At 50.8% G+C, this 24,149-nt stretch carries 21 protein-coding genes; all 21 read right to left on the bottom strand.

The features are described from left to right. Nucleotides 1-112: 112 nt before the first annotated feature. Nucleotides 113-1,213, bottom strand: a complete 1,101-nt coding sequence (locus DXB53_RS02325) for a hypothetical protein (RefSeq protein ID WP_117583153.1) — start codon at nt 1,211-1,213, stop codon at nt 113-115. 218 nt (nt 1,214-1,431) lie between these two features. Continuing rightward, complete coding sequence (locus DXB53_RS02320; RefSeq protein ID WP_117583152.1) at nt 1,432-2,142, bottom strand: hypothetical protein; 711 nt, start codon at nt 2,140-2,142, stop codon at nt 1,432-1,434. After that, nucleotides 2,129-3,184: a hypothetical protein gene (locus DXB53_RS02315; RefSeq protein WP_117583151.1), complete on the bottom strand. Its 1,056-nt coding sequence runs from the start codon at nt 3,182-3,184 to the stop codon at nt 2,129-2,131. The genes DXB53_RS02320 and DXB53_RS02315 overlap by 14 nt, the downstream gene beginning before the upstream one ends. A gap of 286 nt (nt 3,185-3,470) precedes the next feature. Beyond that, complete coding sequence (locus tag DXB53_RS02310; RefSeq protein ID WP_199409667.1) at nt 3,471-3,776, bottom strand: UDP binding domain-containing protein; 306 nt, start codon at nt 3,774-3,776, stop codon at nt 3,471-3,473. A gap of 73 nt (nt 3,777-3,849) precedes the next feature. Further along, nucleotides 3,850-6,291 (bottom strand): ATP-binding protein, encoded by a 2,442-nt coding sequence (locus DXB53_RS02305; RefSeq protein ID WP_117583150.1) that lies wholly within the window; start codon nt 6,289-6,291, stop codon nt 3,850-3,852. 318 nt (nt 6,292-6,609) lie between these two features. Further along, the gene (locus DXB53_RS02300; RefSeq protein ID WP_117583149.1) at nt 6,610-7,437 is read right to left on the bottom strand and encodes a DUF2971 domain-containing protein; all 828 of its coding nucleotides are present in this window, start codon (nt 7,435-7,437) and stop codon (nt 6,610-6,612) included. A gap of 243 nt (nt 7,438-7,680) precedes the next feature. Next, nucleotides 7,681-8,919 (bottom strand): hypothetical protein, encoded by a 1,239-nt coding sequence (locus DXB53_RS02295; RefSeq protein ID WP_147330890.1) that lies wholly within the window; start codon nt 8,917-8,919, stop codon nt 7,681-7,683. 626 nt (nt 8,920-9,545) lie between these two features. Next, a complete protein-coding gene (locus DXB53_RS02285; RefSeq protein WP_117583146.1) occupies nt 9,546-9,926 on the bottom strand; it encodes a hypothetical protein in 381 nt (126 codons plus the stop codon). A 31-nt stretch (nt 9,927-9,957) separates the two neighbouring features. Further along, nucleotides 9,958-11,172 carry an ATP-grasp domain-containing protein gene (locus DXB53_RS02280; RefSeq protein WP_117583145.1) on the bottom strand — a complete coding sequence of 405 codons (1,215 nt, stop codon included), beginning with the start codon at nt 11,170-11,172 and terminating at the stop codon, nt 9,958-9,960. Further along, entirely contained in the window at nt 11,169-12,248 is a 1,080-nt protein-coding gene (locus DXB53_RS02275; protein ID WP_199409666.1) for a PseG/SpsG family protein, read from the bottom strand. Before DXB53_RS02275 ends, DXB53_RS02280 begins: the two co-directional genes overlap by 4 nt. Before the next feature lie 3 nt (nt 12,249-12,251). Next, nucleotides 12,252-12,725, bottom strand: a complete 474-nt coding sequence (locus DXB53_RS02270) for a GNAT family N-acetyltransferase (RefSeq protein ID WP_158551934.1) — start codon at nt 12,723-12,725, stop codon at nt 12,252-12,254. A gap of 60 nt (nt 12,726-12,785) precedes the next feature. Beyond that, nucleotides 12,786-13,829 (bottom strand): NAD(P)-dependent oxidoreductase, encoded by a 1,044-nt coding sequence (locus DXB53_RS02265; RefSeq protein WP_199409665.1) that lies wholly within the window; start codon nt 13,827-13,829, stop codon nt 12,786-12,788. Between the two features lie 28 nt (nt 13,830-13,857). Further along, nucleotides 13,858-14,898, bottom strand: a complete 1,041-nt coding sequence (gene pseI, locus DXB53_RS02260; protein ID WP_117583142.1) for a pseudaminic acid synthase — start codon at nt 14,896-14,898, stop codon at nt 13,858-13,860. A gap of 3 nt (nt 14,899-14,901) precedes the next feature. Continuing rightward, nucleotides 14,902-15,597: a pseudaminic acid cytidylyltransferase gene (pseF, locus tag DXB53_RS02255; RefSeq protein WP_117583141.1), complete on the bottom strand. Its 696-nt coding sequence runs from the start codon at nt 15,595-15,597 to the stop codon at nt 14,902-14,904. Next, the gene (gene pseC / locus DXB53_RS02250) at nt 15,597-16,805 is read right to left on the bottom strand and encodes a UDP-4-amino-4,6-dideoxy-N-acetyl-beta-L-altrosamine transaminase (RefSeq protein ID WP_117583140.1); all 1,209 of its coding nucleotides are present in this window, start codon (nt 16,803-16,805) and stop codon (nt 15,597-15,599) included. Before pseC ends, pseF begins: the two co-directional genes overlap by 1 nt. A gap of 26 nt (nt 16,806-16,831) precedes the next feature. After that, nucleotides 16,832-17,488 (bottom strand): transferase, encoded by a 657-nt coding sequence (locus DXB53_RS02245; protein WP_117583139.1) that lies wholly within the window; start codon nt 17,486-17,488, stop codon nt 16,832-16,834. 11 nt (nt 17,489-17,499) lie between these two features. Next, nucleotides 17,500-18,546 carry a polysaccharide biosynthesis protein gene (locus tag DXB53_RS02240; RefSeq protein ID WP_117583138.1) on the bottom strand — a complete coding sequence of 349 codons (1,047 nt, stop codon included), beginning with the start codon at nt 18,544-18,546 and terminating at the stop codon, nt 17,500-17,502. Between the two features lie 59 nt (nt 18,547-18,605). Then, nucleotides 18,606-20,069, bottom strand: a complete 1,464-nt coding sequence (locus DXB53_RS02235) for a lipopolysaccharide biosynthesis protein (RefSeq protein ID WP_158556479.1) — start codon at nt 20,067-20,069, stop codon at nt 18,606-18,608. Between the two features lie 255 nt (nt 20,070-20,324). Next, nucleotides 20,325-21,290 carry a hypothetical protein gene (locus DXB53_RS02230; protein WP_117583136.1) on the bottom strand — a complete coding sequence of 322 codons (966 nt, stop codon included), beginning with the start codon at nt 21,288-21,290 and terminating at the stop codon, nt 20,325-20,327. Beyond that, nucleotides 21,280-22,575, bottom strand: coding sequence for a hypothetical protein (locus tag DXB53_RS09865; protein ID WP_147330889.1), 1,296 nt, complete (start codon nt 22,573-22,575; stop codon nt 21,280-21,282). Before DXB53_RS09865 ends, DXB53_RS02230 begins: the two co-directional genes overlap by 11 nt. Then, nucleotides 22,572-24,068 (bottom strand): sugar nucleotide-binding protein, encoded by a 1,497-nt coding sequence (locus tag DXB53_RS02225; RefSeq protein ID WP_117583135.1) that lies wholly within the window; start codon nt 24,066-24,068, stop codon nt 22,572-22,574. Before DXB53_RS02225 ends, DXB53_RS09865 begins: the two co-directional genes overlap by 4 nt. Between the last annotated feature and the right edge of the window lie 81 nt (nt 24,069-24,149).

Raw genomic sequence — 24,149 nt, 5'->3', positions numbered from 1 at the left:
CAGCCCATGGACGCGTCCGTATGGCCTCTGCCTTCGATAATTGGGCGCCTATAAGCAAACAAGCAAATAGCAATGCCTTGTGGATGTCCCTTTCTTCCAAATGGCAGCTATCTCAACAACGACATGCGGCAGCTAGAAGCATTGTACCAAGCAGGAAAAGCGTCACGGAAGCTGCGACCCAGTTGTTGTCGCCGGTCTTGGGGAGTAACGCAGTTGTCGCGGTGGCGGTTGCGGTCTTGGGCTTATAGGACGTGGACACCGTGGTCTTGGTTACTGTCGTTGCTGTCTTGGTTGTCGTGGCCGCGGGTTTCATCGTGGGATTTGCCGTGGGTCCTGTGGTGGGCCCTCCGGCAGCGGGGTTAGCATCGGTGGGAGACCTGTCCACGCTGCCACCTGGCACGTCGCGCCCGTCGGTCTCCCCCGCGGGAGGCGTGGCGACATCGGGCACAACCACCACATGCGGTGCCATCGCACCGGAGGCATCCAACACGCCGCCAGCACCAAAAGCCCCACCAACAGGCGTCACAAACCGCGCGGACACAAGCGACCCGCCCGTGCATGCAACGCCGCCGTCGGTACCGGCCGCATCGAGCCGCGAGGCGTCGACGGAAAGCCGGCAGCCAACCGCACCGTCGCCAAGGCCCGCATCTTGCAGATACACGCCGTAGGCGCGCACGCCCGCTCCGGACCCGGCGCCCGCGGCAACGACGCGTCCGCCGCCGCGCACGGCCATGTCGCCTGCGATCACGCCAGCGACCGCCTCGTCCGTTATATCGGCCCCGCCTGCCCGGGCATCGACGGTGCATTCGTCCACCACGAGCGCCTGCGAAACGTGGATCCCGCACTGCGAGCCCGTCGCCGTTAGGGTCCCGGTGCCGCTAAGCGTCAGGTTGCCCCACACCTCCATGCCGCACAGCGTGATGTCCGCATCGGGCGCATGCGACTCCGTCACGGAGTTTTGCCCGGTAAGCGTCAGCACCAGGTCGCCCTCGGCGCCGATGGCCTCGCCCGCGTAGCCGTTAAGCTCCAGGTGGTCGGCATCGGTCCAGGCCCAGCCGGGGCCCGACACGCCCGGCTCGTAGTACGTCTCGCCCGCGATGATGAGGCTCTCCGCGCCCGCGGCATAAGAAGGCCCGCCCAGCAAAACGCATAGGCAGGCCATGGCAACAATCGCAATGTAATGACGGCTGGTGTGGGACTCGGCAGCAAACATACCCGCTCCGATCTTCGCAGGAGCCAATAGAATGTGCACCAGAAAATGCCCTGGTAGCAGCAGCTATTAGTTTAGCGAGATCAGGCCGTAAGCAAAGAAAACGCCCGTGAACAGTGCCAATAATTAGGTGTAAATCGTTTTGTCAGTCGGCGAAAGGAAGCTTCTCATATGTTGAACAAGCGCATGGCATCAGCAAGGCGTTGAGCAACTAGGCGTAATCACATAACGGCATCAGATTCAGTTGATGCGCACTGCGCCCTTTCGCTCAACGTTTCGATTGCCTCCTTGATGTCATTGCGAATCCATTTAGTTCTCAGTCCGCCCATGCGAGATTTGGACCCCATTTTGACAAGTTGCGCGTCAATCTTTTTTAACCATCCAACGGCTTCATTCAGGCTATGCTTGTCTCTATATCTCTTCATGCCGGTATGAAAAAATGAATGCAGAGAATTTTGTGAGTCGGCGGTTCCTACATAGGTTGACATGGCCACAGTTTCAGCTGGTACATTCAGTATTCTATTTTGGTGCTCGGATTTAATGACTTCTTCAAAAAACGCGGAGATTGTTTTACCTGTGTTCTGGTCAACTATAGAAAACTCAAAACTGATGCGATTTAAATCTCGCTCCCTTTCATCTTGTTCAACCTCAGTTATAAGTTTGTCCATTATGAGATTGGCATCTGTACCATAAAAATCATTAAAATTATCCCGTTCTTGCCTCAAAGCAGCAGCGTCGCACTTGGGGTCGTGATTTGCGGCGAGCCGAAGCGAATCGAGAAGCTTCTCGCGATATGATTCATCCCAGAACCCAAGATTAATAAGATCAAGTGAAAACCCAATGATCTTATAGAACCATTCTTGAGAATACTGCCCCTTAGCTAGCATGTTTTTAAGTTTGTTCGCCAGCAATTCAACCTCACTGTCTTCCAAGCAGTGCAAAGCGCTCCAATGGTATTCCATTTCTTGGGCCTCGACGTCTGCAGCTGAATTGGGGTTTTTCTTCAGCACAAATTTTTTTGAATGAACTCTTAACAGTTTCTGGGTTTATATCCTTCCCTTCAGCTAAAGGGGCAAGGGCCCTTGATAAAGTAAGATAGTTGTCATATTCCTGAAGTTCAGACGCATTGAAAATGCTCATTGATTTTTTCGCGTCTTTAGGCTCATCAGGAACTATTCCTGCTGATGCTTGAACTGTATAGCCAACAAAATCTGAGAACGCTTTTACTCTTCCATGAAAATCGATATTTTCATCGAAAAGAACCGACGTATTTAATGCGCAGTTAATAGACGGAATTGATCTTAATAGAGCCCTTATATTGACAAGGGATCCCTTCAGTCCTTCAGCAATAGCATCCATGACTTCGAAGTCGATATGTTTGGGAATGCGCAGCTTGTCCTTTACCATGACTCGGTAAAGCGCCTGTAGGTCTGGCTCATATTCGATTTGGCGTATAACCGCCTTTTCAACAGAACAGTCATCCTCAAAAGACAGGGGCTGATTCCTAACGAGCATCACATGCCAGCCATGGTTTTCGACCATATTGTTAACGAACCCAAGAAATGAACGGTCATCATGGGCGAAGCTACTGCGTTCGCAATCGTCCAATATTACGAGAACTTTCGTCATGTCGATTAAAGACAGCATCAAGTCGGAATTTACTGATATCTGAATTCCTAAATCTGCAATTTTGCTATTTAATGCTGAGGTGCCGGCTTCAATTGCACTTTTCTTAAAAACGTTCATCGCGGTGCCAACGCGATCTTTTGCGTTTTCGTAAATATGGAGTCGTGAAGCCAGAACTCTATTGCAGATCTCATCATAGCCGGAAACGCCAAATAGCGACACGCGACATGTCTTTACGCCTATATCATTTAGAGCGGCTTTAAGATCGTTCTCGCAATAATACGTCTTCCCCGAACCCCATTCGCCATGCAGAACTACAGCTTGAAGGCCAATGGTGTCACATTGCATGTATTTTTAATTGCCTCGGTGATTTCTTTTGCTTGCATTGCGTGTTCTCCAATCGGTCATTCCTGGATTTGCAGCACTAGATCAAGTGTTTGCTGAGTCAATATATTTAGCAGCTAATGCCTTCCCTACATGCTGATCTTGCTGAACTCGCACATTCGGTATTCGTTATTGTAATTGCTGATAACTACGAAAGACGGGGCGTATCGGCGCTAGCCGATACGCCCCGTCCTCAGCTAAGGTGACTTCGCTGCAGGTCAGGCCCTACCTAGCGCAGGCGGTCTCTCCCCTAATCCCGCTTAAACAGACCCATCGTGTACACCTTGTCCGCCACGTCAGCGAGCTCTTCGCTCCAACGGTTGGCGACAATCACGTCGCAGCCAGCCTTGAAGGCCTCCAGGTCGTGGGCCACTTCGGAGTCGAAGAACTCCGGCGCGTCCAGCGTGGGCTCGTAGACCACCACGGGCACGCCCTTGCCCTTAACGCACTTTATGACGCCCTTGATGGAGCTCGCTCGTAAGTTGTCGCTGTTTGACTTTGTCGTCAGACAGCACACGCCTTGGACCGGCCACTGCTCGCCCATGCAACTATTCACAACAAGAGCTTACATGAAGCATGCACCGTTCTATAAAGATGCTTGGATTATCCGACTAGAACCCAAGACCGAATCAACATGATTCGATGAATAGTTTCTCTACAGCTCTTATATCATTTTGATATTGAGCCATTTCATATCGGTAATCGTCGGCAGTGTCGACAACGCGGTCTTCCCTATCGTCTTTATACTCAAGATTCAAATCCCATACAAATTCGGAAACGCAATCTTTAACTACTTCCTCTACCTGGTCTAACGAAATGTCTTCCGTTAGAAATTCACCTAAACCGTCACAAAAACCATAAAGTATCGAATATGGATTTAAATTCTTGAGCATCGCATCGTGAATCTTCTTTTTTACAAACGTTTCCCAATCCTCGATATAACAGTCGAACATCGAAGGTTGATATTCAGATTCCCAATCACGACCATTACCAAAGCTCTCAACGGAATCTATGACATATTCTTTAAGCCAACGATTCGCTTCCGCCTTAAGCGCAAGTGAAAGACGTCCAGAAACTTTATCGGAGACATTCAGTATCTTTTTAGCTCTTTCAAGGTCTTCCAATAAGTCATAGGCTGTTAAATAGCTTGTACCTATCGCTAAATGACTCAAGTTCAAAAAGGAGCATAGCAATTCCGCATAGTATGGGCTGTTATAGAAAGCACCCCGACCTGAGCCAACCAGCAAAAGCGAAACAGATTCCCAGGCTTTAGTGTTTTCTGAATCGAGCATTTCACTCAGAAGAGATCCAATCCATTCAAAATCACTATCGATAAGAAGACCAATAATCTGTCGCAATACAGAACAAACATAATGCTCCGGACATAGACGAAGCCAAGATCCAGGGCAATCAACTTTAAGGGTTAAAACCTCGCCTTTAATGGCCCTGAATTTAAATGCGTCGATAACGGACCTATCTGTATTGACCTTAAAAATGGTTTCTAGCTGATCGGCATATATTGCTGATTCCACTATCGCTGTAGACTCTAGGGTATTTCCAGCAAGAAAGGCGGCACAGTAATCATTAACAGAAGGGTTAATCATTGCAACATGCCGCTCACCATCGATAACAACCGTTTTGATTACGGCCGACTCAAGGCGCTTGATTGCACGATCAAAGCAATCGATAGAACAATCAATCCCATAAGATAGTTTGATTCTAGAATTAAAGGCAGTTTTTAGATGTGACAGGCTTACGAATTTCTTTCCAAACGAAAATAGTTGAAAAGCAAGAACTCTCTCTTCCTCACCAAGACGCTCTTCGAATTCGTTTTTCCAGATATCAATAGGGTTATTAAGACGTGAAACAATCTCTGAACAGTAATTGTTCAAATCACATTGCTCAATAAATTCCGGGCGAGAACAATACTCAATCACACGAGGATTATAGTTGGCGTGTTCACAAATCTTAACGCAGCCCGCTTTATCTTTATCGACTTTTTTAGATAGCGCCTCTATGTACGGCTGCGGTACGTTTTCGAATCGCAAGTTAGAAAGAAGTATTCGAGCTTTGTCCAATAAGGCCATGGAACTGGTGTCTATTAAAACAAGCTGATCATCAAGTTTGCGAATCAAACGATGAAAAGAATCGTCCTTCCTACCAGCTTCGTTGAGAATGGAAATGCGTGAATTGAGAATTATCTTTCGCTTGTCAGATTTCTTAACCATAAAAAGTAAGCTGCTAATCAGGCGCAGCAACTTTGAATCGACATCAAGAAAATTCTGTCCAAGGAAATCATCTAGTACAATAAGTTCCGGTAGGTTGGAATCGGGCGAAGATGCGCTAATTACGCCCTCCAATTCATAGCATGAAGAATAGAGAACGCGATAACCAGCTGCGGACATTTGAAGGGCGAGCATTTGTGTAAGTGTGGTTTTGCCCGTACCCGGATCGCCGGTGATGATTAGACAGGGGTTTGATTCGAGAATATTGACCGCCCTGTTAAATAGAGCGGTTTGGACAAATAAGGATTTGCGTTCATCGATATTAGCAAGATACAAATCACAGCCTACAAAGAATGACCTGTTGTACAGGTTTTGCAGCACATTGGCCCCAGCAATCCATAGCTTAAAATGATTACGCAGAATATCTGAATTAGACTCATCAGAAAGGAGCTGGTCAAGCTTAACGGAATCCAGTAGTTTGAAATCTTGAACACCGAGAGCTTCCGCCTTAGAAAACAATCGCTGTTGGAATTCTCTCGTAACGCCAGAGGCCACAGTAAGTATTAAACATCTGGAGGGAAGATTATCGCGAGAGTCTAGCTGTTTAATCAAAGCTAATAAAGTTGATTCAAGCCTGGAATAACGCACATGCTGAGTACAATGCTTGGCTTGAACGACAACCGATGGACAGGCATGAGAACCACAGAAATAAAAATCGGAGGCATCTATCCCGCCATCCCTGCCCTCGGTATAGCAGGACAGCTTAATATGCATAAGCTTTTCGGCGACATCACGACTGAGCAACTCAAACTCATAGCTATCAAGCGCGGAATAATTAAATTGCATATGCCGAGCTCCAAAAGAACAAACAAGAATACTCCTTGCAGTATAACCATGTTTAATAGTCAAGGACGATAAGTTCGGGTGGGCAGTAATTATTTAGACCCTTAATAAGTAGCAAATTGGCTTTAATAAGAAGGGGCATATCGGCAGCCACTTGTCAGCCCTTCCCTTATTGCGGATATGCAGTTATCAGTAAGAACTTCTAGAGCTGTCCAAAAGTGCGATCTGATTATTTGCGCATTGGATTAGAAGAGTATCGGCTCCCCCACCATGAATTCGCAGACAACACATGGGAACCTCCGGCATCATATTGCTGCCTATTTAAACCAACTCAATCGAGCTTTCTGCAACATCAATGCCAGGTGCGTATTTCTGCACTAATTCATCCAGAATTAATCGGTTCCCCGGCGTCATCTTTGGGGAAGCGACGATCTTCATCGAAGAAAATGCTTCGTCTGAGATAATCAAATCGTAAAAGGAAGGAATTTCGGGATCGCATCTATCAAGTATGACCTCAGTGGCCCTCTTAACTGCTTCAACATCACCCTTGATTACAGAGGCGATGCCCACAGGAACTGCCGTCAAAACATATCGCCATTCGTTTTGGTATGACCAGGCAGTAGCTTTGTGAATCCCAAGTGTGTTTAAATCGGCTTCTATCCAGCCGTTTTCGAAGTTACGGATCAACTTTGGAAACAGAAGCGACTTATCGTTCGTATACTGGACTTCATGAAGCATCTCAACGCTTCGGGCCATTTCTTTAAAATGATATTTTTTATCCCAAAAGTCTTCGAGCGGCAATTGAAGTCCATCAAACTTGCCACCAGGAGTATTCAAAACTGCGTCACTAGATAGCTTACTTAGGCTTTCGGTAGACACAGAGTACCGCTTAAACGGATGACTCTTCATTTGGATTCTTACTCCACATTCAGCTCCAGCATACTCGCGCCACATGGGGATGCTTTCCTCATCAGAAGAGGTCCAACAACTGACGAGCTTCATTTTTCCAAGATTTTGAGAGTCTGCTGAACGCTGTTCTTGTGGGTCGTCAACCTTATCTAACCGGCTGAACCTGATAGTTCGATTATGCAGAATCAAGGCCAGCGTATCTAGGCTTGCATAATGATAGAGAACGGCGGGTGCTTCCATGTTTGGCTCCTAGCTATAACAATGAGTCCATATCACTGTTCATCAAAATTTATAGACGCGGTCGTCGACGCTCCAATGCCAATTAGGGCGGCGCACCTTAATCCTTGCCTTGCGAGTGCAAACGCGGAGATGGCCAGAGATGACCGTCGCTGGCATATCGCTTTCACACCCACAGCTCGATGATTGACGCACATGTGCACCACGATTTACGCCGTGCATGCACATCGGCGTTAAGTCCAATCCTTACCACAGCCCACTTCCAATGAAATGGAATAAGACACCACGAAATACCATAATTTCCCGAGCCATCAAAATGCAATCGCGAACCATTTCAAGCAAATAGATGTTGCCTCGAGAATCGTTGGTCCCATCCTCACGCAAAGTGCGAATGACTTGAGTCGCGCAGTCGAAATCCGTCCGATTATGACTAAATGCATTGCGCAGAACCGGATTCCAACACTGCTTGATATGGCCAGTAAATGAGCCCGTACCGACAGCGTTGAATCGCTTTGCCTTAGGGGCTACAGAAAGTTTGTCGAACGACTTTGCACCTAGATCTACGCCTTTGGGCATGACATCGAACGCCCCGTTACATTCGATGTTGTCGAGCCCGATAAACAGAACAAGCAGGCTGCCAATAAGCTCATATTCCCGACAATAAAGCTTCTCAATATCACTAGGAGTGCAGCAGAACGTACCGTACTTTTCCAAGTCATAGGCGTCTCCCGCCATAAGAAAAGTAAAACCGTTGAGGAGAACCGGAAATGATCCGGCTACGGAATCCAGAACTTCGTTGATTTCAGCAAGCAGCGACTTGGCAGTCATATCGGTTTTGAGGTAGTAACCTGCTAGGCCGGAAAGCGCCTCTGCCTCTAGACAAGAAACGAGTTTTTCACATTCAACAGCGCGCTCATGCGCGTCGCTTCCCGCAATCATGGGGAGACCGAGCCAAGACATTCTCGCGATTCGGCTCAGCAAGGAATAGTGTCGATTGTCCTCGCCTAACAGTTTGCGCTCGAATTCCGAAAGAACCTTATCCGCATAATCGTCATGCCCATCGCAATACAGTTGAAGAGCGGTCCTCAGGGTAGGCCAGTCTTCGCGGTAATAATGAAGACAATAAACCATATTACTCACGTACTCGCTGAGTTCATCAAATGGAATCAGCTCAGAGGCTCTGATAAAGGGGCTTGTCATGCAGGCACGATGTTCTACAGATATTTTATATGACGGAAGCTCACCAGATAACTCCACCATAACTCGGGCGCAATCTAAATTTCCACCCATGGAGGCAACCGTGCCAGGGTCGAGCTTAAAATCAATCAAAGCGCAGCTCGGGTCAAGGCGAACCGCTCCGTCGATGCGGTTCCGGCACTGCGGACACAAGTATCTAACCGGATAGTCATTAACAAATCCAGCCTGGACGCGCACACGATGCACGCATCCACATACTCCACAAGTGACAAAGAAGTTCTTGACCACGAACACCTCCAATTAACCTCGCTGATTGCGCGAATCTGAATTAACCAGCAGTTTCTAAATCTGATGCAAAGGCTATAAAAGAGAATTACAAAATCCCCTCGTATCTCCCGCGAACATCCTCGAAATCGTGCTGTCATCCTTATTCTATAAACAATGCCCAAAGCGGCGTCTTGATAACCCCTCACCAATCGCCGAATCGGCAAATCTGCGTGAGCGGCAAGATAATTCATCGGGCGAAATCAAAAGCTGGATAAACCTCGACGAGAGCGACCACAAGATTACGGCGAACGCCTCACTCGAAGTCCTTGTTCCTCAATCTCGATACGTAACGATCGAGCTCGTAAAGGGCGTCAATGTAGAGCTGGGCGACATCTCGAACACCCCCAATGTCAAAGCAAAACCCTTGGAAATGGAGTCCGCCGTCCTCGTTCGAATCTTCCGAGTATGTTACCAGGACGACATCATCGTCCCGAAGGTACAACTCGACGTCATACAGTCGTTCTTCTGCGATCTTGGAAGCTGTACAAATAAGGACGGACCGCTTTGTTAGCTAGTAACAAAGCGGTCCGTCCTCAAAAATGCAAGCATTAACTATTGAGACGATAAATGTCCTATCGTTTTAGTTGCTACTCTTGTTTACCCTTCTTAATTGAATCAGCCAACGCGCTTGCAAAGAGATCTTGCATTTGTGGTGCTGCCATCAAATTTCCGACAAGGGAACCCATCAGCTGCTTGGTCATTTCATTCTGCGCGTTGGAGTTCGCCAGCTCGAGGGAATATCTATGCTCCGCTTCGAGTTTCTCCATCTCAAGCTTATGGGTCTCCTTTAAGTTGTCCAAATCAACTTCGTGCTGTTTCATGAGCTTTTCGATTTCATGCTCATTTGCTTCCTTGAGCGTTCGAATTTCCGAAGCGGATTTATTGTGGGCTACCAAATAAGAGCTGAAGCCGGAAATTATCGCGGCAAGTATCGAAACGATATACGGCGCAATAATCGATACATCCATAATACTTTCCTAACACCAATTCCAAAATGCGCTAGCTCAGGTTTACCTTAATCTGTCCAAGTGCCCATTCAGCTCGTGCCGCAGCTTCATCGGCGTTATCGCCGCTGCATACGACATGTCCGATTCGGTCATTACTTGAGTGCGGCGTCTCAATAGAATCTCCGGGCTTAAGGTATAGCTCGATTTCCTCAAGGCCTTCAGTGTGGCAGAGATTATCCGCCACATCAATGGAGGATATCGTTCCAGCATGATCCGCAGTGATAAAGCGAATTGCCGACCCACGATGCGCCTTTACCTCAAAGTCAAACGGCAGTCCAAGAGCTGCGGCCACGGTCCCCTCAACAAAATCGAGACCGGTCGACAGTGGTACGAGTTTGGAAGTAATAAAATCGCCTCCAAGTCGTGCAGCCATCTCGATAACCTTCGGACCCTCGTCGGTGAGCATGATCTCCGTATGCGAAGGTCCAGTCACGATGCCGATGGCATCGATGGTCTTTTTCGCAACTTCGCGAATGGCTTCTTGAGCCTCGATTGGAAGTCTTGAGGGCTCAGAATGGCCAAGCTCGACAAAGAAGGGCGGCTCAGTTGTTAGCTTATCGGTGATGGTTAGAATGGTCGTCTTGCCATCAACCGTCATGCCTTCCACACTCACCTCCCGACCGGTGACTCGCTGCTCGACCATTACAGTTCCCTTACGGGAGAAGCTGCGGAAGAGGTCGAAGAGCTCAGTCGCTGACGTCGCGCGGTCCTCGGGAGTAATGAGCTTTACGCCGCGGCTAGCGGCGGAGTCCGCGGGTTTCGCGATGCAGTCGTAACCGAAGCGCTCCAGGGCGCGTCCGAACTCATCAGCGCTGTTGCACACTTCGAACTCGGGCATGGGCACGCCGTGATCGGCGAGCCTTCTCCGCATGGCATCCTTTTGTGTGGCGCACACTGCGTCAGTTGATGATATGCCGGTGGGAAGCCCGAGCCTCTCGGAGACGACGGCCGCTACCCTTACGGGAGCGTCACTCGTAGATGTAATCACGAAGTCTGCCTGTTCCTCGCGAGCGAGTGCTTCCACAGCTTCGACGTCGAGCGTGCTCGTAAGCGATGAGACGTCGGCGACTTTAAAGCCCACCGCATCGGGGTCATAATCGGCACATACGACGCGGAATCCAAGCCTCTGTGCCGCCATGATGGCGGGTACCTGCAGCCTACTTCCGCCGAGCATCACTACTGTCCTGCGTTGATCTACGTTTGTCATAGCGAGAGTATCTCCTTAGCTATCTTATTTGCGCCGTAGCCGTCTACGAGAGCGTGTGCGCGAGTCGCGAGGGCTACGGCCCTGTCATGAGACGCGACGAGATCCTCGAGCCGATTAACGCTTTCAATTGCGGTGGCGTGCGGCTCGTTGCCCATGAGTCCGCAGTATTCCACAGCCCCTAGTTTCGCGAGAGACTCAGCGCTCTGCACCTGTTCCTCAACCATCGCAAAAGTTACAGAGGGAAGACCTGCAGCGAAAAGCTCGTACACCGTCGTGCCATTTGCAGAGACGGCGGCATCACATTGACCCATCAGCCCAGCCATATCAGTGACGGCGCGAAGCATCTTAACCCTAGAGCTTCTCGATTCAATGAGCTCAACCTTTGCAGCGACATCGTCAGAGACCATTCTGCCTACTACCGCTGTGAAGGTGATGTTGGAAAGACGCTTATCGGAAAGAGCCACACCTAAGAAAGTAGGGAGAAAGCCCTGAGGATCCGTGTTTCCCGTAGTCACGAGAACGTGTTCAATCTCGGCGCTGCATTCACGATATGCACTGGCGAAGCATGGTCTAAGCGGTGCGTATTTGGGACCGAAAAGGAGTTTCGTCCCACGATCACCATATGTTTCCTCATAGAATGCCTCATCGATACAAGTCGAGTAATTAATGATAAGGGAAAGTTTGCCGAGATCTCCGTCTTTGCTGCCGAGATAGCATACCTTGGCGTGCTGAGCGAGGCAGTCGACGAATTCCCTAGACACCGAGTAGGTGTCAACAAGGACGATTGGAAGTTCGGCGTCGTCGCAGAGACGACAAAGCTCATCGGCCCCATCTCCGATATCTCTCCAGTTGGACCCGAGAACGGACGTTGCGAAGCCCCGGGACTCTATGAGCTGGACGGAGTTGCCATCCGAAAGGACGAATGAGACATCAGCGCCAAGGCCCGCGAGTGCGTCGGCCACGGAAAGGCAACGCATGACGTGGCCTCCCGCAATCACCGCGTTGGCGTCAGTGCGTATTAAGACTTTCCTTCGTGAAGTGTTCACCATTTTCATCTTACCAATTTCGTTTCTCATACATTATGAAACCCTCTTCTCGTCGACGAACTTCCCGCGTTCGTTGAATCCGTTCGAAAGAAGAGCCTTCGAGCTTTTGGGGTTCGATTTAAGTACGCTGGCTTTAATGCGAACCACGCCCTCGATAGAGAACGCTACGCGGCAGAGAAGGTTAACGATCTCCTTGGCGTAGCCCTTGCCACGCTGTAACTCATTCACAATGTAATACAAGCACTCACAGGAATCGCCTTCGAAGTACTTAAGGACGGCGCTGCCGATAAAGAACTCGCCAACGCAAACCGCGAAGGAAACCTGTCTGTGATCCACCAAGTCGTTCTCGAAATACCTGCGGTGCGCCCCAGGATTCGGCACTGCAGACCCAGTAAAATCGCCCGTATACCAGAGGTCCGAAACCCAATCATAGGTCCTCGCGACGTCATAGGAGACAAATCGCCAGAGCGAAACTCTGCCGAAGGGGAGCTGGATGTAGCATTCCATATGCATCCCGCCGCTTTTTCTAAGCACGAGGATTAAAAGAGAGGGTGCCCGGTGCGACCCCTAGTCTAGGAGACCCCCGCTCGGTTTATGGGTAGCATCAAACAGCGTGGGCATCACGCCTCTCTCCTCCTCAACCTTCCAGTCTGCCATCAAATCGCGGAAATCGGCAAAAGCAGGAGCATAGCCGAAATCGCACGCCGCGCGGGAGATGTCGAACGAGTAAGGCTGGATGCCGTTCGGCCTGGTTTCGTCGACGCAGACCTCGGAGGTGCCAGCGGCTCCCGAAAAGACGTCGGCTATCGCCTCAGCCTGCTCGCGGAGGGAAACCGCGCGCCCCGAGCCGATGTTGTATAGGCCAGAGGCTGACTCGCTTTCTCCCGCTTTTATAAATGCTTGCGCGACATCCTTGACGTAGACGATATCTCTGACCGCCGCGTCAGCATCGCCGAATACGGTTATGTCCTCGCCTACCTTCGCCTTGTCAACGAAAAGGCCAATGCCCGACTTCTTGACAGCGCCGTTGACCCTGAGCGAGCCGTGAGGACCACAGCCGTAAACTGGGGGGAGCCTGAAGACACAGTTTCTCATGCCGTACTGCTCGTTGTAGTAGAAAAGCAGGTCCGCGGAGGCATTCTTCGAGATAACGTAGGCGGCGTGGTCGCCGTCCAGCCTAAAGTTCCGCGGCCAGTCCTCGCGCACGGGCTCCGAAGCGCTCCAGCTGTTCTGGACGTCTGCGTAGGAAGTGGTGGAAACGATCCGGCGCACGCCGTTCTTGCGCGCCCACTCGAGGAGCAAGGCGGTCCCCAGGACGTTCGTCCTGATATATTCAGCGGCGTCGTCCTCAGTGGAAAGGTCGAAGGCCGAGTTTGCTGGCAGCCTTCCCGCCAGATGGGCGACGAAATCGAAGTCGGTGGGGAGGGCACCGATGCCAGATGGGTCATCGAGGTCGAGGGGTATGTACTCGACGCCAAGCTTTCGGTAGTGGTCCGTGAATCGCCGGTTCCTGCCCGTGCCGACTACTTCGTAACCAGCGTCGAGTAGTGCATCCACGACATAGGCACCAATGAAGCTCGAGGCACCTATGACAAGACATTTCTTGGTCAAACCGTTCTCCTTTCCCTCAGCTCGCCCGCTACAAGCTCTCCAGATCGGCCTGGATGATGGGCTCTCCGAACTTAATGTCGCGCTGCGCTGCGTGGCCGAGAAGCGCGTCCAGGTGCTTGGGTGCCACTCCATAGGCAGGTCTGATGCTCCGCACGTTCTCGTTGGTGAAAGCCTCGCCGCGCGCGATGTCCTTCACCGCGTAGAGGGAGCGACGGCCGGGAAGGCCCTTCTCCTCCTTCTCAGTGCGCTCGTAGGTGACATGGCCGATGGATGCCTTCGCGCGTCGAACGTCGCGGATCATCGCCTTGAACTCGGCGGGCTCCATTGAGAACTCCGAGTCCACAGTTTTCTGCTCGCGGGAGATGCAGTAGTGCTTCTCTATGACGCTCGCTCCCAGCGTGGCCGCAGCCACGTCGACACCCCAGCCCATGGAGTGATCAGAAAGGCCAACGGCGCACCCGAACCGGTCGCGCATGTCGGTCATGGTGGCAATGTTCATGTCCTCGTAGACGGCGGGGTACTCGCTCGTGCACTTCAGCAGCACGATGCGGTCGTTGCCTACAGAGCGGCAGGCGTTAACGGCGACGGCGATTTCGTCCGCGGTACCCATCCCGCAGGAAATGACCATAGGCTTGCCCTTTGAGGCGGTGTAACGGATAAGTGGCACGTCGACTAGCTCAGGCGAAGCAATCTTGTACATCTCGCAGCCGATGGACTCGAGGAAGTCAACGGAGGTCGGATCGAAGACGGAGGACAGGAAGTCCATGCCTAAGCGTTCGCACTCCTCTTTAATCTCGGCCTGCCATTCCCAGGGGGTGTGCGCCTCCTCATAGAGGTCGTAGAGCGTCCTACCCTCCCACAGCCCGCCAGGCGTCGTCTGGAAGTCGGGCGAGTCGCAGTCAATGGTAATAGTGTCGGCGGTGTAGGTTTGAAGCTTCAGACAATCCGCGCCTGCCTCAGCGGCGGAGCGGACGATTTCCATTGCCTTGTCGACGCTCCCGCCGTGGTTGCCGCTCATCTCAGCAATGAAGTAGACGTCGCCGCGCTTTATGGTCTCGAATAGTCTCATTGTCTAGTCCTCCTGGGTCATGGCTCGATATTTCTGCTCGGCCAGCTCCCAATCCTCGGGAGTGTCGATGTCCTGTACGAGCCTGCTGGGTATGCGCAGAAATCTCGTATTATTGGTGATGAAGCTGCCGGTCTCGTAGTAAGACGCGACCTTCGCGAAGTAAAACCTCCCGCAGTCGTGAACCATCTCGGGGAGGTCCTGGCTGCGGGTCTGTGCGTACTCGGGGAAGGCGTACTCGAGCGAGCCGTCCTCACCCACCCTGAAGCCGCGCAGAGGCGGGAAATCGAATGAGGTAACAGGGATTACGGATGAGGCCCCCGCTTCAATCATCTCGGAGGCCTCCATGAGCTCGGAGACCTGGACGAAGGGTGCCGTCGGGTACAAGCAACACATTCTATCAAACTCGATGCCGCGTTTGGCGTACTCGGAGAGTATTTCGCGCAACACATCCGCCGTCGTGGCGTAGTCGTTGCTCGTAGCCTCGCTGCGCATGAAGGGAACCTCGGCCCCGTATTTCCTAGCCACGTCGGCAATCTCGTCGTCGTCGGTCGAGACCATCACGACGTCGAAGATGCCGCTCGTAACCGCAGTCTCGACCGAGTACGCCAGCATGGGCTTGCCACAGAAATCGCGGACATTCTTGCGCGGTATTCGCTTCGAGCCACCGCGGGCAGTAATGATGCAAACACTAGAGGGCATTATTTCGCACCCCTATTGGCACGGCACCACTCAACGACCTTGGTAACCGCGTCAACAACGAGTTGCGCATCCTCATTGGAGAGTCCGCAGTGCAGCGGAAGCGTTACACAGTGATCATAGTAATCCTCGGCATTAGGACAGTCGCCGCGGCCGTGTCCCAGGTCCTTGTAGTATGGTAATAGGTAAACAGGCAGGTAGTGAACATTGACACCCAAGTTCTCAGCACGCAAAGCATCGAAGATCCAACGACGGTTTACGCCAAGTGCTTCCGTGTCAAACTTTAGGCAATAGAGGTGGCGCACGGTATCTTCAGGAGAGGCATCCATTTGGAACTGCACCTCCGGGATCTTGGAGAACTGCTCGTTATAGAAGGCAACGAGCTCCTTACGGCGAGAGCCGAACTGGTCTAGTCGCTTCATCTGGCTTACGCCAAGAGATGCCTCAATGTCACTAATGCGGTAGTTGTAGCCCAAGACTAGCTGCTCATAGTACCAACCGCCCTGGTCCGTCTCGCGCATCATATCGTGGTTGCGCGTAATGCCGTGTTTGGCGTAAAGCTCGATCATCTTACCCAGCTCGGGATCATTCGTTGCTACGGCGCCGCCTTCACCAGTAGTGATGGTCTTCACCGGATGGAAGCTAAAAGTAGTGATATCAGCGATAGCACCCACTGCGCGGCCATTGTGGAACGTGCCCATTGCATGGGCTGCGTCCTCAATGAAGGTCAGACCGTTCTCATCGCAAATCTTGCGAATCTCATCAGAAGCAACGTGAACACCGCCAAAGTCAACAGCCACAATTGCTTTCGTTTTGGCGGAAAGCTTCTCACGGATTGAAGCTGGATCGATATTCCAGGTCTTCGGATCAATATCCGCAAACACAGGCGTAGCACCACAGTAGCGCACGCAGTTAGCCGATGCGGCAAAAGTGATAGGAGATACTATCACTTCATCACCGGGTTTAATGCCTGCGGCAAGACATGCTACGTGCAGAGCCGCAGTGCCGTTAGCCACGGCAGTTACAAATTTAGCCCCTGTGGCAGCCTTAATGGACTCTTCGAAGGCTTCGGTCGCGGGACCGCAGGTCAGATAGTCACCGCGCAGGCAATCTTCCACTGCCTTAATGTCGTCCTCGTTGATATCCTGGTGTCCATAGCCCAAAACCTTGAGACTAGTGGGTTTGCCGCCGTTTATTGCGAGTTCCTTCATGTCAAACCTCCTGTTGAACAGTACTATTAGTTCCTGGGCATAATCTTCAGATTCGGAGTTTTGCCGTAGACAACTGATCCGGCAGGCACATCCTCATCCCTTACGACGGCACCTTCTCCAATCAGGCAGCCGTCACCGATGTGAGAATTGCCCAACACCTTGCTACCGGTACACATTTGCACGTCACGGCCGATGACCGGGTAGACTTCGTTAATATTGCCGACCGTACACCCCTGAGTAAACGAGAAGCCCTCTCCGTAGGTTGCTCGGCCCATGAAGGAGCCGGTCGGATGATCGAAGGTGAAAGTCTCAGGCAGTTCAACTTCGTAATACAAGTCGCAACCCGAAACCGTCTTCATTTGACCGTAGATCTTGTCGCAAACAATACGTGCTGCAGTGGGATTGTCTTTTTCCTCTCGGAAAATAGTGTTAGCCGTCAGGTACAGAAACAGCATCCAATGGCAAGTATGCAGAGGATCGAAGTATGCCTCACGCTCCCCCGCCGCATTAAGTCTCCAGTAGTACTTATTTTCATTAGCAGAGATATTGCGCTCCAGCCTCTCGAGCGTTCGCTCCATATGCTTGGTAATCAGGCGCTCATCATCAATTGACTTAAAAAAGTTGTTACCGATTTGATTGAGCAGCATGTCTTTGACGTCACGCAACGGGAACCTATAAATCATCTTGCCCTCCTTTAGATGTGGCGGATACCATTAAGCTCTTCGCGTACATACTCAGCAGTCATGATTTTCTTTACAGTGCCCTCAACATCCAGTCGGTTGGTATTGTGGGACGTATAGGCCTCGTCGGTCATGGTTCTCACCTCTCCGGTGGCCTGCTTGTTGTCATAGTTCAGACCACGGATATCGGCTGCCACGCGATAATAACCGCCCATATCTTCGGCACGCAGGCGCTCCTCGCGAGTCATGAGCGTCTCAAACAGTTTTTCTCCGTGGCGCGGGCCGATGATAGTTGTACCCGTATCGCCAAACAGCTGCTGAACGGCCTTCGCAAGATCGCCAATGGTGCTTGCGTCTGCCTTCTGAATGAAAAGGTCACCCGGGTTGGCGTGCTCGAATGCGAACTTAACAAGGTCAACTGCCTCATCAAGGTTCATCAGGAATCGTGTCATGCTGGGATCCGTAATGGTGATGGGTTTACCAGCGTGAATCTGCTCAATAAAGAGTGGGATAACAGAACCGCGAGAGCACATAACGTTACCGTAACGAGTACAGCACACCACCGTATCGCCTTTTTCTGCAGCTCTACGAGCATTGGCGAAGATCACGCTTTCCATAAGTGCTTTGGACTTTCCCATAGCGTTAATGGGATACGCGGCTTTATCAGTGGAGAGACAAACGACTCGCTTAACACCTGCATCCGATGCAGCGTGAAGGACGTTATCCGTGCCCATGATGTTGGTGCGGACAGCCTCCATCGGGAAAAACTCGCAAGAAGGAACTTGCTTAAGGGCTGCTGCATGGAAGATATAGTCCACGCCATGCATGGCATCGCGCACGGATTGAATGTTACGTACATCGCCAATGTGGAATTTCACCTTAGCGAAATGGTCAGGATATCGAGCCTGAAGCTCGTGACGCATATCATCCTGCTTCTTCTCGTCGCGGGAGAAAATACGAATTTCCCCCACATCGGAGGTCAGGAAATGCTTGAGGACGGTATTGCCGAAGGATCCCGTTCCTCCCGTAATCATTAAAGTTGACCCGTTGAATGTCGACATTGGATTGATCCCTTTCTATCGTATTCGAATTGATAAGTAACCTAATAAAGAGTTGAGCTTCAGCTTCTCCTTGAAATAAACCCGCGCAAGAGTGATGCTGCCTCGGATAATTCACTGAACTTGAAGAGCTTTGCTCCTCCCAGGTAGACAGAAGCGAAAAGGATGCCCTGCAGAAACAATTCGGGAACGCAGCCCAACCCCAGAAGCTGAACAGCGAGCGATGCCGCAGCGGCAACGAGAGAGAGGAATAAGATTGGCAGAACGTCCTTGACCTGGTTCAAAGACGAATAGCCATGAAGGCGCTTTGCAGGTGTAGCGTCGACGAAGACGATCGAGATAACTCCAACGATGAAATTTGCCCAAGCCGTATGGTAAATATCGTGGGTGAGGGCGGCGGTGATCCATATGATGGCTCCTCCGCCCAAAACTTTAATAATTTGGAGACGCATATAAAGAGAGCTATCTCCCAGAGCCATGTACGCTCGGAGGTTTACAAGCTGAATCATCAAAATGGCATTAGAGATGCACGTCAGCTGAAAGATTGGAACACAAGCGAGCCATTTTTCTGTCAAGAGAATGGCAACTAGTGGCTTGGCAACTACGGCAGCCAGCAAAGATATGGGGGCGACGAGAAACGTACCGAGCGTGAGCCCGCGACGTATGGCGCCACGAAGTGCCTCAGAATCTCCTTTAATTGCTGAAAACATTGGAAATAATACGTTGGCGATGGAATTGCTCATCACCCCAATTGCTGCAGTGGGATACTTACGGCCTTGGCTGTACAGCCCGAGTTCGCTGGTTGAACAGGCACGACCGATTATCAACTCCGAGATGCCGGAGTAGATAACATTCAGAATTCCCGTAATGCAGATCTTCCAGCCATAACTAAATAACGACCACGCCTGAGCGACATCGAACGTAAATGCAGGTTTCCAGCTGATTTGCAGCCACATGACAATACAAATGAAAATGCTTTGAAGCAAAGACTGTAAGACTAGAGACCAAACGCCAAACCCAAAGAAAGCGAGCACCACGCCTCCGAAGCCCGAAATGAGCGCGGCTATTGTCGTGGCGGCGAAAATGCACCTAAAATTCATGTTTCGTTGGAGGTAGGAACGCTGAATAGAGTTTGCCGAGTTGAAAAAGACTATTACACCGAGCACTCGAAGATAAACCACGAGATCTGGCATATTATAGAAGACAGAGATTGTCGGCGACGTAAAGTACACCACGATATATAGAGCGGCTGCCAATCCGAGACTCAGCCACCAAGCGGTGGAATAAGAACGATCGTCGGCATCGCTCTTTTGAATAAGTGCCATCCCTAGACCGCTTTGGGCAATAGAATCGGTGATTTGAGTAACCACCAACAATATTGCCAAAATACCGAAGGCCTCAGGGGATAGCAATCGAGCAAGAATAATTTGAACGAAAAGTTGAATAGCCTTAGAGCCACCTTGTTCAAGGAAACTCCAAAGGAATGTATTTGCTTTTCCAGACTTATTCGAAGAACTACTTGCCATACCGCCCTCCATATGTTGACCCACATTCGTTTTGCAAACGATGAATAAGCGAATCGATGCGGCATTGACCGTTGTCGATTTCTTGTTCCAAGAAGGACGTATAGGCTGGCATATATTTGGTCAAACTAAATTCAACCGTCAACCTCAGCAGCTCGTCAGGATTACTTGCGGTAGGCAACATTTCTTGGTATTCGGAAAAATAGCTGTCAAGAGACTCGTCAATAACAATGTAGGGGGTTCCAAGACAAGCGACGTCTAGCGCAGCAGTAGACTGCTCAATAAAGGCGAAATCAAAATCAATTGCTTCAATTTTCTCTTCCTTATATAGTTCAACATCACTCGTCGAAACGGCGTCGCGCAGTTCATTAATGAAAACAGGGAGCCAGGATGCATTTTGATGAGCAGCTTGAAACCGAAGCGATTCTGAAGATTAAGGAGAGGTTCGATGCGATGAGAAATCTGTTCAGAGGTTTTCGAGCTGGAAAGAATGAGCAAGACACGTTTTGCGTCAGCAAAACTCTCAACATAATGCTTAGGTTCCAGTCTCATCAATTTTGAAAATTTATAAGTACCAGCGTCGACAGCTTTTTCTGAATTGACAAGAACAGCGCTCTTTTTGCTCCAGGCATAGAAATATGTGGCACGCACAGGCGAAAAGAATCGAGCGTCTCCAATTAGGCCATGCTGAAGAACTGCGGATGTTGCATGGTCGTTCATGGCTATGACTGTTGAATAAAAATGATGGTCAGTCATCAAAATAAAAGGATGCTGGTAGCCTATACGCGCAACGTAGTTATCCATTCGTTTAATTAAAAACCTAGCTAAACTATCATTTACGGTGCATTCGCTGCCGATAAAAGAAAGAACACGAGGCAGGGAAAGGACAACAAGGGTCACAGCTTTAAATATCGGCCAAAACACGCCCATTTTGATGTGTCTATTTGGCGAGTAACTATTGAGACAAATGAACGTAGCTTTCTCAGCATCGCAGATCTCCGCAGTATCTCGCAAATTAGAAACCATGTTGTTATTCTTAATTTCATCAACGTAAATTGTCGATTCTGGTGCATGACGCAAGCCAATCGAGTTGATATAGACAAGCAGCATTTTCAAGAGCAAGTCGATACCGCAGCGTCTTGACCAAGCACTTTGACCTTTGGCAATAACATTGCTCCGATCTTCGGTGCAAGCCGAAAGAATCATCTTAAATTTATCGTCCATTACTATCCTCATAGATGCAGGCCAAAACGGAACCCAACGTTACTGAAGAAATTGCTTCAAAAAAGACATGACCACCAACACAGCTAAACGCAAGCATTCCAAGTAAAGCTATAAATTGAAAATGTCCTTCGTTTCTTGTTCGCCAAGACAGACGCAGCTGTTTAAACAAAAAGGCATATACACAGATAAAGGCAAAGGCCCCATAGGAAAAAAATAAATCAGCCCAATCAAATTCGATCGGTCTAACGTTTGCAGTTAATAAATAGCCACTTGATACAGCTAAATCATGGTGAAAACGATAGTACCCATTGCCGATTAAGAAACCCAGAGGATTATTGCTTGCAATAAATAGATTGGTTGCTTCAGCCAGCATCCAGGTTCGTCCACTTGTGAGGTAGTCAATTAATGAACGATTCTCGAAAAGGTAAGTTTGACGAACAGATACCTTTTCAAGCATTTCATTTAGAAAGGTTACGTTATTGAAGGCGAATAGCAGGCCAGCAAAAACGAGAATTCCGATCACGGCATTTCTCAACCTAGTTTCAGGGGGAATTAATAAGTAATACATCACTATGAAAAAGGCGAATAGATATCCCGCCTTTGTGCCAAGCAATAATAATGAAATTAGATTTAACCCCATTGGGATAATCCAAAGAGACTTTTTCTGTATAAATACAGCATCAGCCGAATAAGCAAAAAGCACAATCATAGAAACATTGATGCTGTTAAGAGAAGAAAAGACGCTTTTATAGCCTGAGCCATCCCAATAGCTTGATGCCCCAAGTCCCAAAGCAATCGATCCCAAATATAGAATCGGAACATAAATTGCAGCGATAGATATTGCTTTTTTGACTTGATTAATAGACAACGCATTGCAGCGAATCAAACTTTTTGAAGCAAAGAAAACTGCAAAACAAATTATTAGTTTAATACCGATGCTTATGTCATAAAGTAATGTAGACGCTGTCATGCCTTCTGGGCTAAACGCCTGCATTAGCACAGATTGAATTACAATCGACGTTAAAGCAAGAAACAGTATACAAAATCCTTTAGGGTCAAGACGAAGTTCTATATATAACAACAAGGCAAAGAAAGTCATTCGGACAATTTGGGAAAACGAGCTTATGCCGAATAATCCTGAAAAGAAATCAAGCGCCACATTTCCGCAAATGAAGAAAAGCAGCAAATTGGTAAAGAGGCTATAGGTTTTTGTAGGTACGAAATTGCTCTTGCCAATCCCATGGCCATCAGAATTCGTAAACAATGAGGAAAGTTCGACACTCATACGGCTTCTATCCCCATAGTTGATTGAGCGACGCTGTCGCCATCCGAGCCAACATACTCCCCCAGCTCTTTCTCCCAGTCGGACATGTGGAACCCGACCGACTCGAGCTTGGAAAGGTCGAGTGCGGAGTGGACCGGGCGCGGGGCGATGGGGCCCTCGGCATTCGCGTAGTAGTCCGCGGTCGAAACCGGCACGACCTTGTCCCCGTTGCCGTTGGCGGCCTCGAAGACGGCGCGGGCGATGTCCGCCCAGGACCTCACGGCACCGGAGCCGGTGCAGTTATAGGTGCCGTAGGGGGCGTGCGTCCCCAGTACGTGGAAGATGGCGGCGGTCATGTCGCGCGTGAAGGTCAGGCGGCCCAGCTGGTCGTCCACGACGGTGACCCGCTCGAGCCCGTCCTCGGGGTCGGCGACGCGGTCGGACAGCCCCTTCATGGTCTTCACGAAGTTGTGCCCCTCGCCGATGACCCAGGAGCTGCGCATGATGTAGTGGCGGGGGCCCCCTGCCACGGCGATGTCGCCGGCTGCCTTGGTCTGGCCGTAGACGGACAGCGGGCTGAGGGGCTCGTCCTCGGTGTGCACCTCCGCGGTGCCGTCGAAGACGTAGTCGCTGGACATGTGGACGAGCGTGATCCCGTGCCCGGCGCAGGTGCGGGCGAGCAGGGCCGGCCCGGTCGCGTTGGCCTTCCAGGCGACAACGCGGCCCTCGGGGGTCTCGGCTTTATCCACGGCCGTGTAGGCGCCGCAGTTGATGACGGTGCCGTAGAGCGACCAGTCGTACTTGGAGTAGGCGTCCGGGTCGGACATGTCGAAGGTGTCGATGTCGCAGAAGTCGAAGTCCTTGGCGACGCCGCGCTCCTCGGCGAGCGCGCGCACCGCATGGCCCAGCTGGCCGTTGCAGCCGGTGACGAGGGTGCGCTTCGGTGCCATGGGGACGACGTCCTTCAGCATCGGGTGGTTGAGGTCGGCCTCGGATACGGTGGCCTCCGCAAGCGGGATGGACCACTCGATGGCGAGCTCCGGGTCGGCGAGGTTCACGAAGGTGTAGGTCCTCTTGAGCTCCAGCGACCAGTGGGCGTCCACCAGGTAGGTGTAGGCGGTGCCGTCCTCCAGGGCCTGGAAGGAGTTGCCCACGCCGCGCGGGACGTAGATGGCCTTGGACGGGTCCAGGGTGCAGGTGTAGACCTTCCCGTAGGTCTCGCTTCCCTCGCGCAGGTCCACCCATGCGCCGAAGACCGAGCCGCGGGCCACGGAGATGAACTTGTCCCAGGGCTCGGCGTGGATGCCGCGGGTGACGCCGCGGCTGTCGTTGTAGGAGATGTTGTTCTGGACGACCCTGAGGTCCGGGATGCCCAGGGCGGTCATCTTGGCGCGCTGCCAGTTCTCCTTGAACCAGCCGCGCGAGTCGCCGTGGACGGCGAGGTCGACGACCTTGAGGCCCTCGATGCCGGTCTCGGCGACGGAGAGGTCCTTCTCGAATGCGATGTCTGCCATGTGGGAAAAGCTCCTATCGAAGAGGTTGTATAACCGGGGGCGCCCGCGCGGGGACGCAGGATCATCCCCATGCCCTGCATC

This window comes from Collinsella sp. OM04-5 (assembly GCF_003439125.1).
Lineage (GTDB): Bacteria > Actinomycetota > Coriobacteriia > Coriobacteriales > Coriobacteriaceae > Collinsella.
Note: the sequence above shows the minus strand (reverse complement) of the source record. Positions and strands in the feature narration are given on the sequence as shown.